The organism is Demequina lignilytica, from assembly GCF_030418375.1.
GTDB lineage: Bacteria > Actinomycetota > Actinomycetes > Actinomycetales > Demequinaceae > Demequina > Demequina lignilytica.
In genome coordinates this window covers 19,943-34,731 of the sequence record NZ_JAUHPZ010000001.1, presented here as the reverse complement: position 1 = coordinate 34,731, position 14,789 = coordinate 19,943, and the positions used below count along the sequence as shown (strand labels likewise).

Annotated in this window: 13 protein-coding genes and 1 tRNA gene; 2 read left to right on the top strand and 12 right to left on the bottom strand. The window is 70.4% G+C overall.

The window, feature by feature from the left end:
• The first annotated feature begins 1 nt into the window (after position 1).
• Positions 2-1,291 carry a tyrosine-type recombinase/integrase gene (locus QQX13_RS00180; protein ID WP_301152032.1) on the top strand — a complete coding sequence of 430 codons (1,290 nt, stop codon included), beginning with the start codon at positions 2-4 and terminating at the stop codon, positions 1,289-1,291.
• Here QQX13_RS00180 and QQX13_RS00175 read toward each other — a convergent pair.
• The 12 genes from QQX13_RS00175 to QQX13_RS00120 form a co-directional block, all read right to left on the bottom strand.
• Positions 1,239-3,464 (bottom strand): hypothetical protein, encoded by a 2,226-nt coding sequence (locus QQX13_RS00175; RefSeq protein ID WP_301152030.1) that lies wholly within the window; start codon positions 3,462-3,464, stop codon positions 1,239-1,241. The genes QQX13_RS00180 and QQX13_RS00175 overlap by 53 nt on opposite strands.
• A gap of 196 nt (positions 3,465-3,660) precedes the next feature.
• Positions 3,661-3,734 (bottom strand) — tRNA-Pro (locus tag QQX13_RS00170).
• Between the two features lie 82 nt (positions 3,735-3,816).
• The gene (locus QQX13_RS00165) at positions 3,817-4,866 is read right to left on the bottom strand and encodes an alpha/beta fold hydrolase (RefSeq protein ID WP_301152028.1); all 1,050 of its coding nucleotides are present in this window, start codon (positions 4,864-4,866) and stop codon (positions 3,817-3,819) included.
• A complete protein-coding gene (locus QQX13_RS00160) occupies positions 4,863-5,774 on the bottom strand; it encodes an alpha/beta hydrolase (RefSeq protein WP_301152027.1) in 912 nt (303 codons plus the stop codon). Before QQX13_RS00160 ends, QQX13_RS00165 begins: the two co-directional genes overlap by 4 nt.
• The gene (locus QQX13_RS00155) at positions 5,774-6,538 is read right to left on the bottom strand and encodes a 3-hydroxybutyrate dehydrogenase (RefSeq protein ID WP_301152026.1); all 765 of its coding nucleotides are present in this window, start codon (positions 6,536-6,538) and stop codon (positions 5,774-5,776) included. The genes QQX13_RS00160 and QQX13_RS00155 overlap by 1 nt, the downstream gene beginning before the upstream one ends.
• Positions 6,535-7,191, bottom strand: coding sequence for a TetR/AcrR family transcriptional regulator (locus QQX13_RS00150; RefSeq protein WP_301152025.1), 657 nt, complete (start codon positions 7,189-7,191; stop codon positions 6,535-6,537). The genes QQX13_RS00155 and QQX13_RS00150 overlap by 4 nt, the downstream gene beginning before the upstream one ends.
• A complete protein-coding gene (locus QQX13_RS00145; RefSeq protein WP_301152024.1) occupies positions 7,178-8,728 on the bottom strand; it encodes a class I adenylate-forming enzyme family protein in 1,551 nt (516 codons plus the stop codon). Before QQX13_RS00145 ends, QQX13_RS00150 begins: the two co-directional genes overlap by 14 nt.
• Entirely contained in the window at positions 8,725-9,792 is a 1,068-nt protein-coding gene (locus tag QQX13_RS00140; protein WP_301152525.1) for a branched-chain amino acid ABC transporter permease, read from the bottom strand. The genes QQX13_RS00145 and QQX13_RS00140 overlap by 4 nt, the downstream gene beginning before the upstream one ends.
• Positions 9,793-9,860: 68 nt before the next feature.
• Positions 9,861-10,739, bottom strand: coding sequence for a branched-chain amino acid ABC transporter permease (locus QQX13_RS00135; RefSeq protein ID WP_301144154.1), 879 nt, complete (start codon positions 10,737-10,739; stop codon positions 9,861-9,863).
• A complete protein-coding gene (locus QQX13_RS00130) occupies positions 10,736-11,455 on the bottom strand; it encodes an ABC transporter ATP-binding protein (RefSeq protein WP_301144153.1) in 720 nt (239 codons plus the stop codon). The genes QQX13_RS00135 and QQX13_RS00130 overlap by 4 nt, the downstream gene beginning before the upstream one ends.
• The gene (locus tag QQX13_RS00125; RefSeq protein ID WP_301144152.1) at positions 11,452-12,216 is read right to left on the bottom strand and encodes an ABC transporter ATP-binding protein; all 765 of its coding nucleotides are present in this window, start codon (positions 12,214-12,216) and stop codon (positions 11,452-11,454) included. Before QQX13_RS00125 ends, QQX13_RS00130 begins: the two co-directional genes overlap by 4 nt.
• 7 nt (positions 12,217-12,223) lie before the next feature.
• Positions 12,224-13,441 carry a substrate-binding domain-containing protein gene (locus QQX13_RS00120; protein WP_301152023.1) on the bottom strand — a complete coding sequence of 406 codons (1,218 nt, stop codon included), beginning with the start codon at positions 13,439-13,441 and terminating at the stop codon, positions 12,224-12,226.
• Positions 13,442-13,576: 135 nt separating this feature from the next.
• Here QQX13_RS00120 and QQX13_RS00115 point away from each other — a divergent pair, with 135 nt between their 5' ends.
• Positions 13,577-14,749 (top strand): pyroglutamyl-peptidase I, encoded by a 1,173-nt coding sequence (locus QQX13_RS00115; RefSeq protein WP_301152022.1) that lies wholly within the window; start codon positions 13,577-13,579, stop codon positions 14,747-14,749.
• Positions 14,750-14,789 lie beyond the last annotated feature (40 nt).

Here is a 14,789-nt window from a genome sequence, read left to right as displayed (position 1 = left end):
CGTGCAGCGCTCATGGATAGAGGACCGCTGGAAAGACAAGAACGGTAGACCGACGTCCAGCCACGGCGAGGGCTCACGGTGGCAGGCCTACTGGCTCGAACCGGACGAGGGCAGCGGTCGCTTCACGGTTCGCAGGCGCAAACGCTTCCGAACCAAGTCCGAGGCCGAGCGATTCCTCGCCTCCGTCGAGCACGCCCATCGCACCCACACCTACGTCTCCCCGGAGAAGCCCGAGACGCCGTTCGGTGAGGCCGCCCAGGGGTGGCTCGACGCTCAGCTCCAACTCAAAGACTCGACGCGCTACCGCTACACCCGCGACCTCACCACGTATGTGCTTCCCCGGTGGTCCACCTCACCACTACGGGCGATGAACACGCGGGCCGTTCAGGACTGGGTACGCGATCTGGCACGCGGCGCGGCACCGGTCGCGTATTCGTCTCGCACCAATGGCCTGAACCCCGGTGACCAACACTCCACGATGCGGGGACCCCTGAGCCCGAACTCCATCAAGCACCTCGTGCACATCGTCTCTGCCGTCCTAGCCTGGGCGGTGGATACGGGACTTCTCGGAGTGAGCCCCGTAGGCCGAGTCCGGCTCCCCCGCCCGCAGAAGATGGGGCATGTGTACCTCGACCACGCGGATGTCGACACTCTGGCGGACTCCGCGTACGGAGTCACCGCCAGAGAATGCGACCGGATACTCATCTACCTCCTGGCGTACACGGGGCTCCGCATTAACGAAGCACTGGCCCTGCGCGTCGGAGACCTCAGCCTCGCCCGGGGCCGCCTGGTGGTTCGCGAGACATGGTCCGCGGGCCTCGACGGCAAGCCTCGTCTCGGCACCCCGAAGACGCACAAGCAGCGGCAGGTCGGCATTCCAGCCTTCGTGGTCGACATGCTCCGGGAGCTCACCGCGCATATGGACGCCGACGAGTTCGTCTTCCAGGGGCCGCGCGGCGGGCCGCTCAACGCCCACAACTGGCGCACTCGCGTCTTCAACCTCGCCCGGGCCGACGCCAACATAGATGAGCGGCTCACGCCGCATGGACTACGCCATACCGCGGCTAGCCTCGCGATCTCGACCGGCGCCGACGTGATGCTCATCCAGCACATGCTCGGACATGCCCATGCAACCGAGACACTTAACACCTATGCGCACCTGTGGCCCGACCGGATCGACACGCTTTCCTCAGTGCTAGACACGCATCGGAGAACGGCCACGCACGGGCCGACGACTTTCAGCGCTCCTCTTCAGGGCCCGGTGCAAGTCGACCCGCCTGTTCCTCTGTGAAGAACCCCACGGAAGCCAGAGCCACCCGCGACTCGTCCATGATCACCGCAGTGTTGTGGCCGTGCTCAAGCGGCTTGAACTCCAGGCCCTGCAACGTACCGCGGTCAGGGAAGTAGACCGACTTGACTCCGCATTCCGGGCAAGTCCTTCGAACAAGAAAGGGCCGCAGTAGGTGCCAGCCGCCGTTCGGGGCGATCAGGTACAAGGAACCCACTTCGAGACCCGCCAGGTCGTGAGCGGCGCTGAGGGTTGTGCCCACCGGATGGTCTCCGACCAGAGCCTCGGCGTGCGCAAGCCCGCGCCCCTCAATCGAGTCCCATTCATTGCGTTCCACCTGAACCACTCTGCAGTCTGCAAGAACCGCCAGCGACTCAACGACGGTCTCGAGTTCGCGCCGCGCGCCGCGCGTCTCAGCTTCGAGCTCATGGTCGACCACAGCACGACCGTGCGCCTCATCGTTTCGCCTTGCCGTGAGACGAACTCTTGCGTCACGGGTCGCCTCGCTCGCGTCGAATCCTCGCCCGAGCATGACGAGCACGTCGTCGTCGGGCAAGTCGCGCACGACCCTACTTGTCGCCACTTCGGTGAGCAGCTGGACCCAGTCGCCCAGACTTATGCCGTGGCCTCTTTCGGCAAGCTTCTTCGCCAGGTCCGACGCCGACCCCAAGCGAAGATTGCGACTGCTCACGATGGCAAGCGTGAGGAGAGCCGCGAAGGTGACGAGGCTCTCAAAGCAGTCGAGCACTGCACGATATGCCTTGGCCCATCGCCCCGCCGCAAACTCGACTTCCGCGGTGCGCCAACGGCCCGCAATGGGGAACGGATAGAACTGAGATACCCGGTATCCCAATGTTTCGACTCTGCCGCCCGCTTCGATGCGCTGCCGCAGCAAGCGCCCGCGCTCGAGGAGCGATGCGCGCGATTCGGCAGCAGACGAGGTATCGAAGATCTGAGAGTCCACCTCGCTCGCGTCCTCGAGCCAAGAGGACAGTGCCGCGCGCGCGGCATCGATTTGCTCAAGGGCGTCAACCAGATCATCGTCGGGAATCGGCAGCGGCGCCGCCCGAAGATTCCGCAGCATGACCCGTCCTCCGAGAACCGACTTCTCCGCGAGATCAACCGCCCGACGCGAGGAGAAGTATGCCTCGTAGTAGCGAACATGAACGTTCGGGAGGGGTCGGCGCGGGCGCAAGACAAGCACACTGTTCGACGCTGCCAAGGGGAGCATCTCCTCAAGCACAGCGGCAGCCCTTGCGCGTCCCGCTGATCCGATGACCCGCGGCACCAGAATGTCGCCCGCTTCAAGCAGGAGACCCCGCGGTAGGTCGTCTGTGCCCCGCCGATGCTCATCGTCGCCGTCCGCGGCGCGTTGTTGCGCGACGGAGATGGGGCTCAAGGTGTTGGACTGCGTGGAGAAGTCGGACCCCCTCAGAATGGGAACCTCGGGACCCACTTCAGTCATCGTCCTGCGACTGGGCCAGATCGACACAAAGACGGCGTCGACTGTTGTCACCTGGCCCAACGCCTGGAGATCCGACAGGCGCTCGGCCAGCGCAGGGTCATAGCGGTCCTGGTCCCATGGCAGCCCATGAATCGATCCTCGATGTACGAACCCGAATTCTGTCGTACCGCCCCTTCGAGCCAGGAGTCGCCGGAAGTCAGCGATAGCAGCCGCGTGCGCCTCCGCTCCGCCGTCCGGTGGGGGAAGCCGAAAGAACCGGACTATCCCGCCGAAGTTCTCATCGGGGACGAGACCGACCAGCGCCACTCGCAAGCTTGCCATCGACGAAGATCGCAACACGCCGCCCGAGACAACAAGCTCGGGGCTCCATCCGGCCCAGATCGGACCGAGCATCGGCTCCCTACGGTTGTCGCGGAGCGCACCCTCAGGCACCACCACATAGAGGATCTCGGGAGCCGTGGAGATCGCCACCGACAGCGCACGAGGCGAGCCTTCGGGCGCGTGATGGCGCCCGAACCACGTGGGCACAACCACCAGCCCGCCAGGATTGCCCTGGAGGCTCGGCGAGTCGGACCGGTCTGCGATGATCACACGTTCACCGCCGACGAGTTCAACGGCGTGCTCTGCCGCATCTGCGTCCGCGAGCACGCTGAGTGAATAGCCGGAAGATTCCGTTACTACTCGGAGCACATCGGCCAGTACGCCGGTCACAGTTTCTCCCTGAAGGTACGACGAGTGGAAGCGGGACCCTGTGCATACTCCCACACGCCCCGTGCCTCAGGCAGGCATGGTGAAACCCGCGCTGATCGGTGTTCAATCGTGTCCCCGGAATGTCCCCGGTCCGCAGTCTGGGGGCATGAAAGAGGGCCCTGCACCAGAGTCTCCCCTGGTACAGGGCCCTACACCGTCGGGCTGACAGGATTTGAACCTGCGACCCCTTGACCCCCAGTCAAGTGCGCTACCAAGCTGCGCCACAGCCCGTGACAGCCCGACTAGATTACCGGACTTTCGGGGGACCGGACGACCATTCGAGCCGCGAGTCTCGCGCGAGCGGGCGCAGGCGTCACCCGAGGTGCTCGACCAGGGCGTCGAGGAAGGCTCCGGGGCGCTCGAGGTGCGGCGAGTGCCCGCAGCCCTCGAACACCACCTCCCGGTACTCCCCACCCGCCGCCGCATACGAGTCGAGGACGGCGCGGGTCTGGGCGATCATCGGCTGCGCCGGCGCCTCATCGGCCCCCGGCCATCCGGGGATCGCGCCGATCGCACCCAGGTGGTTGAGGTCGAAGAACGAGGTGTCGGAGACGATCGCGTCCTGGTCGCCGCGGATCCACAGCACCGGGACCTTCTGCTCGACGCCGACGATGCCGGTCGTGTCGAACCACCGGGGTGCCATCGAGTTGAGCACGCCCCGCTCCCCCGGCCCGAATCCCGGCCAACCCTCGGCCTCGACCGCATCGCCCGGGTAGTTGTCGACCCCGGTCGCGGTCGACAGCATCGACTCGACCCAGAGATCCTCGAGCACCTGGGGCTCGGATCCGGCCGCGACGTACGCCGTGCGGAACACCGACCGGGGAGACACGGGCTCGTCGGCGCTGGTGTCTCCCGCGGCGAGCGCGGCGACGAACGCGGGGTTCGCACCTCCGGCCCCGGTCCCCGCCCAGTCGTCGCGGAGCAGCCGGCCCCCGGCAGCGGTGCCGCCGAAGCCGTACGGCGACACGGGCGCGACGAGCGTGAGCGACCGGACGAGGTCCGGTCGGTCGATCAGGAGCTGCATGACCACGCCCCCGCCCATCGACCACCCGACCAGGTCGACGGGACCCGTGCCGAGCGTCTCCAGGACCGAGACCACGTCATCGCTGAAGTCACGCACCCCGCGCGTCGCGTCGACGGGCAGCGTCGCAGACCCTCCGAAGCCGCGCAGGTCGATCGCCAACGCCCTCACGTCGGACGGCAGCGCCAGCATCGTCGGCTGCCAGAACAGCGACGAGGAGACGTTCCCGTGCACCAGGACCAGCGTGCGGCGGGCGGCGGCGGCCTCGCGCTCGATGACGTGCGCCGCCAGGCGCGGAGTCTCCACGGTGTGGGCCACCAGGCCCTCCATCACAGCGGTCATCGTCCTGCTCCTTCCTCTGATCTCGCACCCGCGGCGGCGAGCAGGTCGGGTGCGACCTCCTCGGCACCCCGGGGCGACATCACCAGCGTGTAGTGGTTCACGTCCGGCACCTCGCGGTGCGCGACGCTCGGGTACAGCCGGAGCAGCTCCTCGAGCCTTTCGGCCGCGTACAGTCCGGGCGCCTCGTCGAGAAGCCCCCGCGGAGCGGTCAGGAGGGTGGTCGGCACCCGCAGATGATCGAGCGCCACGCGCAGCGCGTCGCCCGTGTGCAGGTCGACGGTGTCCTCGGCCGTGGTCTCGTAGGTGGTCGCCGGACGCAGCCCGTTTCCGGACTCGACCAGGTCGTAGGCGAAGTAGTCCTCGAGCTCGGGGGTCCAGTCCCGTGCGAAGGCGGGATGCGCGCGCCAGAACTCGAGATAGGCGGCGGTGTCGGCGAAGGTCATGGACAGCCGGGCGGCCGTGGGGCCGAGCACCGTCCTCACCAGGTCCTCCGGCGTCAGGCCCGCCGGCACTCCGAGCGGAAGGCCCCCGTCGAGCAGGAGCAGCCGGCCCACCCGGTCCGGCGCCACGTCGGCGAGCACCACCGCCACGAAGCCGCCCATCGAGTGTCCGACCACGAGTGGGGCGTCCATGCCGAACGCATCCATCACCGCGACCATGTCGGCGGCATGCGCTGCCATCCCGGCGGGACCCGCGACCTCCCGGCTGCCGCCGCGACCGCGGAGGTCGGGCGCCACCAGCCGCATGCCCGGCAGCAGCGCCGCGATGTGCGCCCACGCCAGGTGCGACGAGGTCACGCCATGGATCAGGAGCGCCTCGCCGACGGCATCGCCGTCCGGCTCCCAGACGCCGACCGCGAGATCGCCGCCCTCGACGGGGACCGACGTGCGTCGGTAGCGGGCAGGCATCACTTCGCCGTCCAGCCGCCGTCGATCGTGTACGAGGAGCCGGTCGCCATCCCCGCGAGGTCGGTCGAGAGCCAGCCCACGAGCGACGCGACCTCCCCGGGCTCGACCAGCCGGCGGACGGCGGTCTCGGTGAGCATCACCTTCGCGACCACGTCCTCCTCGGGGATGCCGTGAACCTTGGCCTGATCGGCGATCTGCTTCTCCACCAGCGGGGTGCGCACGTAGGACGGGTTGATGCAGACGCTCGTGACGCCGTGCGGGCCGCCCTCGAGCGCGGTCACCTTGGACAGCCCCTCGAGGCCGTGCTTGGCGGACACGTAGGCGGACTTGAAGGCGCTCGCGCGGAGGCCGTGGACGCTCGACATGTTGACGATGCGGCCCCACCCCTTCGCGTACATGTGCGGCAGCGCCGCGCGGATGAGCAGGAAGGGCGACTCGAGCATGATCGCGTGGAGCAGCCGGAACGCGTCGGGCTCGAACTTCTCGATGGGCGACACCCGCTGCAGACCCGCATTGTTGACCAGCACGTCGACGTCGAGCGTCAGGTCGTCGAGCTCACGCGTGCGCGAGAGGTCCACCTGCCACGCCGAGCCGCCCACCTCGGCGGCGACCGCGTCGGCCGCGGCACCGTCGATGTCCGCCACGACAACGTGGGCACCGCGCGCGGCCAGCTCGACCGCGCAGGCGCGACCGATACCGCTCGCGCCGCCCGTCACCAGCGCCTTGCGGCCTTCGAGGTTCCGCACCTCCTGGCTGCCCGTCATCGTCGCTCCTCCCCGGGTGCGAGCGCGTTGCGCACCACCCTCATCACAGACTCGAACACTCCGTCGGGCAGGCGCGGCACCTGCCCCTCGGGCCGCTCCCACAGGAGGTAGCGCATCCCGATCAGCTCGCCGATGCCCATCAGCGTCCACGCGGTGACCTCCGGGTCGAGCCCGGGGTCGACGTCGCCCTCGGCCTGGGCCGCGCGCAGACCCTCCTCGTAGCCCTCGACGATCCGCTGGTAGTGCAGCCGCATCGTCCCCGGCGACACGTACTCGGACTCGCGCACGACCCGGTACAGCGCCGGGTGCTCAGCGGTGAATCGGAAGAAGCCGGCGAAGCCCGCCCGCTCCGCCTCGATGCGCGTGGTCGCCCCCGCCATCTCGTCCGACATGGCGTGCCGCACCCGGCGGTTGAGGTCGATCGCGAGTGCCTCGAAGATCGCCTGCTTCGAGTCGAAGTACAGGTAGAACGTGCCCAGGCCGATCCCGGCGCGCTCGGTGATCCGCACGATCGACGCCTCGTGGTAGCCGAGCTCCGCGAAGACGTGCTCGGCGGACTCGAGCAGGCGGGTCCGCGTGGCCTCACCACGCTTGGTCAGCGGCTTCCCGGCCGCCGACAGCGGCTCGACCGCATCCGTCTCATCGACGCTCATCGCGCACCTCCGCACTCTCGCGCAGCGCCTGCGCACGCAGGACCTCGCGGTGGACCTTGTGCGACCCGGTGCGCGGAAGCTCCGGGACCAGGTGGAACCGCACCGGGACCTTGAAGCCAGCCAGGTGGGCGGCCGCGTGCGCCGCGAGCTCGTCCGCACCGAGCGCCGCTCCGGCTCGGGCCTCGACGTACGCGACGCCGCGCTCGCCCCAGACCGGGTCGGGGACGCCCACGACGGCCGCCGCCGCCACCAGCGGGTGGCGCTCGAGCACGGCCTCCACCTCGGCGGGTGCGACGTTCTCCCCCCCGGAGATGAAGATGTCCTTCAGCCGGTCGACGATGCGGAAGGCGCCGTCCGCGCCACGCTCGGCGAGGTCGCCGGTGCGGAGCCAGCCGCCGTCGCGCGCGGCCGCGCTCGCCGGCGGATCTCCCAGGTAGCCCGAGAACACGCTCGGTCCCTGCACCTGGAGCTCCCCGACCCCGGGGCCGTCGAGCTCAAGGCCCGACGCAGGGTCGACGATCCGGACCGTGACGCCCGGGTACGGACGCCCCACGCAGCCGAGCCTCTCGGGCTGCTCCCCGGCCGGCAGGCACAGCACGTTCGGTCCCGCCTCCGTCAGGCCGTAGCCCGCGGTCAGCGGCGCGCCGCGCGACGCCCAAGCCTCGAGGAGGTCGAGGGGCGCCGTCGCCCCACCCACCTGGCACAGCCGGAGCGAGGTGAGATCCGCCTGGTCCCAGCCGGGCTCATCGCAGAGCATCCTGTACTGGGTCGGCACCCCCATGGTGCAGGTCACGCCGCGCTCGGCGATGAGCCGCAGGATCCGGGAGGGCTGGAACGAGCTCTCGAGGACCACGGTCGCGCCGACCCACCAGGCGAGCAGCGGCTGCACGTTCCACGCCGCCACGTGGAACTGCGGCAGCATCGCCAGCACCACGTCGTCCTGACGCAGCGGCAGCGCCTGAGCGAGCGCCAGGTTGTTCCAGAAGCAGCTCTCGTGGGACAGGATCGCCCCCTTCGGGCTCGCCTCCGAGCCCGAGGTGTAGACGATCAGCAGCGGGTCCTCGTCCCTGACCTCGCGCGGCACCGCGGCACCCGGTCGCTCGGGCACGTGGGCCTCGATGCCTGCGCTGCCCGCCGGCAGGAGGCGGACCGCGCATCCCCGCTCGGCCGCACCCGCCACCGCCTCGGCCGCCAGGGCGTCCCGCGCATCGTCCGACAGCACGAGCGCCGGGGCGGTCCGTGCCACCAGCTCGGCGAGCTCCTCGGCGGTCAGCCGCCACGACAGCGGGACGAACGCGACGCCGGCGAGCGCACACCCGAAGAACGCGACCACGTGGTCCGCGGTCGACGAGCAGATGGTGGCGATCCGGTCGCCCGGCCCGTAGCCCGCCGCGGTGAGGGCGTCGCCGAGCGCCTGCGCGCGTCCGCCGAGCGTCGCGTAGTCGAGCCGCAGGCCACGGTCGTCGATCGCGATGCGCTCGGGCGACCGGGCGGCCCGATCGAGAAGCCACCGGCCGAGGGTGTGCTCGCCGCTCACGAACGAGCCTCCTCACGGGCCGGCTCGGCGTCGGCGTCCTCGAGGCGCTCGACGGCGGAGCCGTCCACCTGGTCCCCACCGGCGCGCCCCGCACGCCAGCGGCGCAGCCGGCTGTCGACGGTGCCCGCGATGCCGCCCGGCAGGAACATCACGACCAGGATGAAGAGCGTGCCGAGGATGAACAGCGGCTCCGACAGCGGGATCCGCAGCACCGACGGCAGCGACTCGATCACGTCGGAGTTGGCCAGCACGGTGAGGCGCTGGTCGAGCAGGGTGTAGATCACGCCTCCCACGATCGCACCCCAACGGAACCCCACGCCGCCCAGGACGACGATCACCAGCACCGTGATGGTGAGGTCGGCGGACACGGCGCGCGGCACGGTCCCCGACTGCAGCAGCATGTAGGCGACGCCGACGAGCGACGCGCACACGGCGGCGATGACGAACACGATCAGCCGCGCGCGGTTGGGCTCGAGCCCCAGCACGCGCACGCGCAGCTCGTTCTCCCTGGTCGCACGCGCGAGGTGGCCCAGGCGGGAGCGGTCGACCCACAGCGCCACCAGGTAGACGATCACGAGCACCAGGAGCGTGGCCCAGTAGAGGTTCCGGGTGTCGGCGACGCCGACGAGCCAGTCCGGCACGCCCTCGGTGTTGAGGGACAGGCCCTCCTCGCCGCCCGTCACGGCGGAGTTGCGCCGCACCAGGACCGAGCCGGCCTGCGCGAACGCGAGCGTCACCATGGCGAACGGGATGCCGGACACCCGCATCGCCACCACGCCCGTCACCAGGGCGATGATCAGCCCGCCGACGAGCGCGATGAACACGCCCGGGAACAACGGGACCCCGAGGTTCTCGAGAGCGATGCCGAGGCCGTACGCTCCCGCGCCGAAGTACAGGGCGTGGCCGAACGAGAGCATGCCCGAGGTGCCGAGCAGCATGTTGTAGGTCAGCGCCAGCGCCGCGAAGATCATCGCGAGCGACAGGAGCGCGAGGGCGCCCGGCTGATAGGTCGGCGTCGGGAGCACGCCCGGGATCGAGATGTTCAGCAGGGGCAGGCACGCCATCAGGACGACGAGGGCGACCCCGCCGATCGCGGCGAGCGGCAGGCGGCGCGCGGCGGCGCGGGCGGCGTTCACGCGAACCTCCTTCCGAGGAGACCCGAGGGTCGCACCAGCAGCACGCCGGCCAGCGCGACCACGACGATGATGTCGCCGGTGCCTCCCATGTAGTAGTTCGCGAACTGCTGCAGGACGGCGACCAGCACCGACGCGATCGCGGCGCCCGGCAGCGAGCCGAGCCCGCCGATCACGGTGACGATGAACGCGAAGATCAGCAGCGTCGATCCCAGGTGAGCGGAGACGTAGCCCGTGTAGTGCGCGGCGAGCACGCCTCCGACGCCCGCGGCGGAGCCGCCGATGGCGAACACCAGCAGGAACGCCGTGCGCACGTCGATGCCCAGGGCCGTGACCATCGCCCGGTTCTCGACGCCCGCGCGGATGATGGTGCCGAACCGCGTGTAGCGGAGGAAGACCACCAGCGAGATGAGCAGCGCGGTCGCGGCGAGCATGAGGACCCAGTACGTGTTGGGCACCGAGGCGCCGAGCACGCTCGTGGTCTCCTTCATCCATGCCGGTGCCGAGATGTAGATCGGGTCGGAGCCCCAGATCCCCTCGTACAGCGCCACCGCCGCGAACGCCAGGCCCACGGTCACCAGCACCTGCTCGATGTGACGCTCGTAGAGCGGCCGGATGAGCGCGAGCTCGGTGAGCGCCGCGACGCCGGCGCCGACGAGGCCGCCGACCAGGATGGAGACTGCGAAGGCCCACCACGAGGTCGAGTCGAGCCGCCGCGCGACCTCCCAGCCGATGAAGGCGCCGAAGGTGAGGAAGGCGCCGTGCGCGAAGTTCAGGACGTGCATCAGGCCGTAGATGAGGCTGAGCCCCGACGCGACCAGGAAGTACAGGGCACCGAGGCCGATGCCGGTGAGGAGGACCAGGACCAGCGTGCTCATCGGGCGCCTCCCGTCGCGGGAGCCACGCCCACCCCGAGGAGGCGGTGCGTGAGCTCGTCGTCGGCGAGCATGGCGGAGGCGGAGCCGGTGTGCACCACGCGCCCGCCGCTGAGGACCACGGCGTCGCCGGCGAGCTGACGCACCACCTCGAGGTTCTGCTCCACCAGCAGGATCGGGACCGTGGTCGCGGCCTCCGCGAGGGCCGCCGCGACCTGCTCGACGATCAGGGGCGCGAGGCCCTTGGTCGGCTCGTCGACCAGCAGGATGCGGTTGTCGTTGACGAGCGCGCGGGCGAGCGACACCATCTGCTGCTGCCCGCCGGACAGGGTGCCTGCCATCTGCGACCGCCGCGCCACCAGGTCGGGGAACAGCGAGTCGACCAGCTCCCAGTTGGGCTTCTTCTGGCGCACGGCGAGCTGCAGGTTCTCGGCGACGGTGAGGCGGCTGAAGACCTCGCGGTCCTCGGGCACGTAGCCGACGCCGCGCTGGACGATGCGGTGGGTGCGGAGGCCGTCGATGCGCTCGCCCGCGAGGGTCACCTCGCCGCGGCGATCGATGAGACCCATGATGGAGCGCAGGGTCGACGTCTTGCCGACGCCGTTGCGTCCGAGGACGGCCGTGATGCCGCGGTCCGGGACGGTGAAGGAGACGTCCTCGACCACCTGCTGTCCGGCGATCGAGCCGCTCAGGCCCACGACCTCGAGCACCGCGCTCATGCGGCGCTCCCCAGGTACGCGGCCTGGACCCGCGGGTCGGCCATGATCGTCTCGGGGGTGTCGAAGGCGATGATGCTGCCCGACACCATGACCGCGACGCGGTCGACGAGGCCCATCAGGACCTCGAGATGATGCTCGACCATGAGGACGGTGCATCCCTTCGTACGGTGCAGGTCACGGATGCGCTCGACGAGCCCGGCGACGTCGCCGGAGCCCACGCCCGCCATGGGCTCGTCGAGCAGGATCAGGCTCGCGTCGGTGGCGAGCAGGGTGGCGATCTCGAGCTTGCGCTTGTCGCCGTGGGAGATGTCCCCCGCCGCGAGGTGGGCCTTGTCGGCGAGGCCGACGGCCTCGAGCGACTCGATCGCCGCACGCGTCGCATCGTCCCCCCGACCGGGGAACCTCAGCAGCGAGTAGCTGCCACCGGTGGTGGCCTGCGCCGCCATGCGGACGTTCTCGAGCACGCTCAGCCGCGGGAAGTTGCTCGAGGTCTGGAACGTCCGCCCCAGCCCCGCCCGCGCCCTCGCGGGGATCGAGGTCCCCGTGATGTCGCGGCCGTCCATCAGGATGCGGCCGGCCGTGGGCCGGACCACCCCCGAGATCGTGTTGAACAGCGTGGTCTTGCCGGCCCCGTTGGGGCCGATCACGCCGACCAGCGATCCGGCGGGCACGTCGAGGTCGACGTCCTGGAGGATGGTCGCGCCGCCGATCTGAAGGCCGAGGCCCTCGACACGGAGCGCGGGCGGGACTGCAGCGGTCATCGGCGGCCTACTCCGCGGCCTCGGCGGGTGCGACGTCCGCGGCGGCCGCGGTGCCGATCAGCTCGGGCATGTACGCGTCGCCGTCGGCGACCAGCTTCACCTGGTACATGTCCTGGAGCAGCGCGTGGTCGGAGGCACGGACGGTCATGGTGCCCTTCGGGCCCTCGAACTCGTACCCCTCGAGTGCGGCGATCATCGCGTCGACGTCACCGGCGCCCTCCTTGATGGCCTGCACCACCATCAGCGCGGCGTTGAAGCCGTCCGGGCTGAACAGGTCGGGGGTGCCGCCCGCTCCCTCGATGTGCTCGACCATCGCCATGTTGACCGCGTTGTCGGTCGCGCCGGCGAAGTAGTGGTTCAGGAAGGAGATGGACTCCGACGCATCGCCGTAGGCGCCGTAGGTCGCGACGTCACCCAGGCCGGTGACCACCGGGACGGCGTCGAGCACGCCCTGCTGGCTCATCGCCTGCCACATCGAGCCGGAGGTCGCACCCGCCCAGGCGACGAACACGAGGTCGGGCGACGCATCGATGACCTGCTGGGCGAAGGTGGTGAACTCCGTGATGTCCTCCGCGACCAGCAGCGACGACACCTCGGCGCCCTGTCCGCCGAGGATGGCGTCCACGGCGGCGAAGTTGCCCTGACCGAAGGCGGTGTCCTGGGCGAAGACCAGGACGGACTTGCCGGAGATGTCGTCGAGGAACGTTCCGGCCGTCGCCACGTCCTGCGAGCTCTGGCGGCCCGAGCGGAACGTGTACTCGTTGATCCCGGTGATCGCGTCCGCGGCCGCCGGTCCGGAGATGTACAGCACCTCGTTCTGAGCGGCCTGCTCGGCGAGCGCGAGCGCGACGCCCGACGACACCGTGCCCGCGAGGATGTTGACGCCGGCGCCGATCAGCTCCTTGGCGGCGGTGACGGCCTTGTCGGCGTCGCCCGCGTCATCGCGGTGCTCGATCACGATCTCGGTGCCGTCGATCATGCCGGTGCCGTCGGTCGCGTAGTCCATGCCGGCCTCGAACCCGGCGAGGTACTGCTCGCCGTAGCCCGCGAGCGGGCCCGACTCGCTGGTGACCAGCCCGACGGTGACCGAGGCGGCGGGAGCCTCCCCGGTCGCGGAGCTGGAGGAGGACGATGCGGGCTCCGCATCGTCGGTCGGGGCGCATGCCGCCAGGATGAGGGACAAGGAGGCCAGGGCGCCGATGAGCGCCGACTTCTCTTTACGCATGGGGATTGCCTTTCGCCATTGAAAGTTGCGTACCTGAAACCCGATTCAGGTTATGGCTCACGTTAGGGACATGACATCGTCACGTCAAGCCGATCCGGCTCCGCGTGTCGGAACGCCTGCCCGTACCCTGGACGTATGCGCCGAGTCCTGCTGACGGGTTTCGAGCCCGTGTCGCCCGCCACCGTGAATCCCGCCTGGGACGCCGTCGACCTGCTGGCCCGGACCTGGGAGGGACCGGGCGAGGTGATCGCGCGGCGGCTGCCCGCGGTGTTCGGCGAGGCGCCGCACCGGCTGCGGATGTCCATCGCGAAGCACATCCCGGACGCCGTGGTGATGACGGCGACCGCGCCCGGGCTGCCCGGCGTCGCGGTCGAGCGCATCGCGATCAACCTCGACGACGCGACCCTGCCGGACAACGCCGGCAGCATGCCCGTCGACCAGCCGATCGTCGAGGACGGCCCCGCGGGCCTGTGGAGCACGCTGCCCGACCGCGCGATCGTCGAGCGGCTGTCCGCCGCTGGCGTGCCGTGCGGGCTGTCGACCTCCGCGGGCACCTACATCGGCAACCACACCTTCTACCAGGTGCAGCGCGAGCTCATGAACTGGGGCGTGCCGAGCGGGCTCCTGCGCCTCCCCGCGTCGCCGGCGCTCGGGCTCGGCCCGGAGGTGCCCGCCTTCTCGGAGGAGGAGATGGCGGCGGCGCTGCGCATCGTCGTCCTCACCGTGATGGCGGAGCTGGGGGACGATGCGGCGCATATCCTCCTCGCGCAGGAGACGGCGGGCGCTTCCGCGCCCGGAGGTCAGACGGCCGCGCCGGTGGCGCCGCCCGCGCCGACACCGGAACCCGACCTGGAGGCGGCGCCCGCGCCTGTGCCCGTGCCTGTGCCCGTGCCCGAGGACGACCCCGCGCCGAGCACTCAGGCGCTCCCCGCATCGTTCGATCCCGAGGACGAGGACGTCGCCACTCAGCCGTTCCTCATGCCCATCTCGGAGCCGATCTACCAGCCGGATCCCGCAGCCGAGGTGCCCGCGCTCGAGCCCGAGGACTCGCCGAGCTTCACCCAGGTGGTGTTCCCGGACCGCGCGACCGCGGCCGCCGCGACCGCCGCGCCGGAGGAGCCCGCGCCCGCCTCCGCGCCGCTGCACGTCGCGCCTCGCGTCCCGTCGATGGACGCGCCGGAGCCCGCTGCCGCGACTGAGGAGGCCCATGAGCCGGTCCAGGCGGCCGAGGCGGGGTCGGGGCCCGACACGGAGGAGCCGGCGCCGCCGGCGCTGACCTGGGAGCAGATCATCGGCGGCCGCGGCTGATCTGTCGCCGGTTCGGCCGCTGACCTGGCACGATCGAACC

Bases quoted from the DNA above. Each gene is read 5' to 3' on its own strand.
- QQX13_RS00165 (WP_301152028.1), bottom strand. From the start codon at position 4,866: ATGACCGCTGTGATGGAGGGCCTGGTGGCCCACACCGTGGAGACTCCG.
- QQX13_RS00160 (WP_301152027.1), bottom strand. From the start codon at position 5,774: ATGCCTGCCCGCTACCGACGCACGTCGGTCCCCGTCGAGGGCGGCGAT.
- QQX13_RS00155 (WP_301152026.1), bottom strand. From the start codon at position 6,538: ATGACGGGCAGCCAGGAGGTGCGGAACCTCGAAGGCCGCAAGGCGCTG.
- QQX13_RS00150 (WP_301152025.1), bottom strand. From the start codon at position 7,191: ATGAGCGTCGATGAGACGGATGCGGTCGAGCCGCTGTCGGCGGCCGGG.
- QQX13_RS00140 (WP_301152525.1), bottom strand. From the start codon at position 9,792: ATGGCGTGCCTGCCCCTGCTGAACATCTCGATCCCGGGCGTGCTCCCG.
- QQX13_RS00135 (WP_301144154.1), bottom strand. From the start codon at position 10,739: ATGAGCACGCTGGTCCTGGTCCTCCTCACCGGCATCGGCCTCGGTGCC.
- QQX13_RS00130 (WP_301144153.1), bottom strand. From the start codon at position 11,455: ATGAGCGCGGTGCTCGAGGTCGTGGGCCTGAGCGGCTCGATCGCCGGA.
- QQX13_RS00125 (WP_301144152.1), bottom strand. From the start codon at position 12,216: ATGACCGCTGCAGTCCCGCCCGCGCTCCGTGTCGAGGGCCTCGGCCTT.
- QQX13_RS00120 (WP_301152023.1), bottom strand. From the start codon at position 13,441: ATGCGTAAAGAGAAGTCGGCGCTCATCGGCGCCCTGGCCTCCTTGTCC.
- QQX13_RS00115 (WP_301152022.1), top strand. From the start codon at position 13,577: ATGCGCCGAGTCCTGCTGACGGGTTTCGAGCCCGTGTCGCCCGCCACC.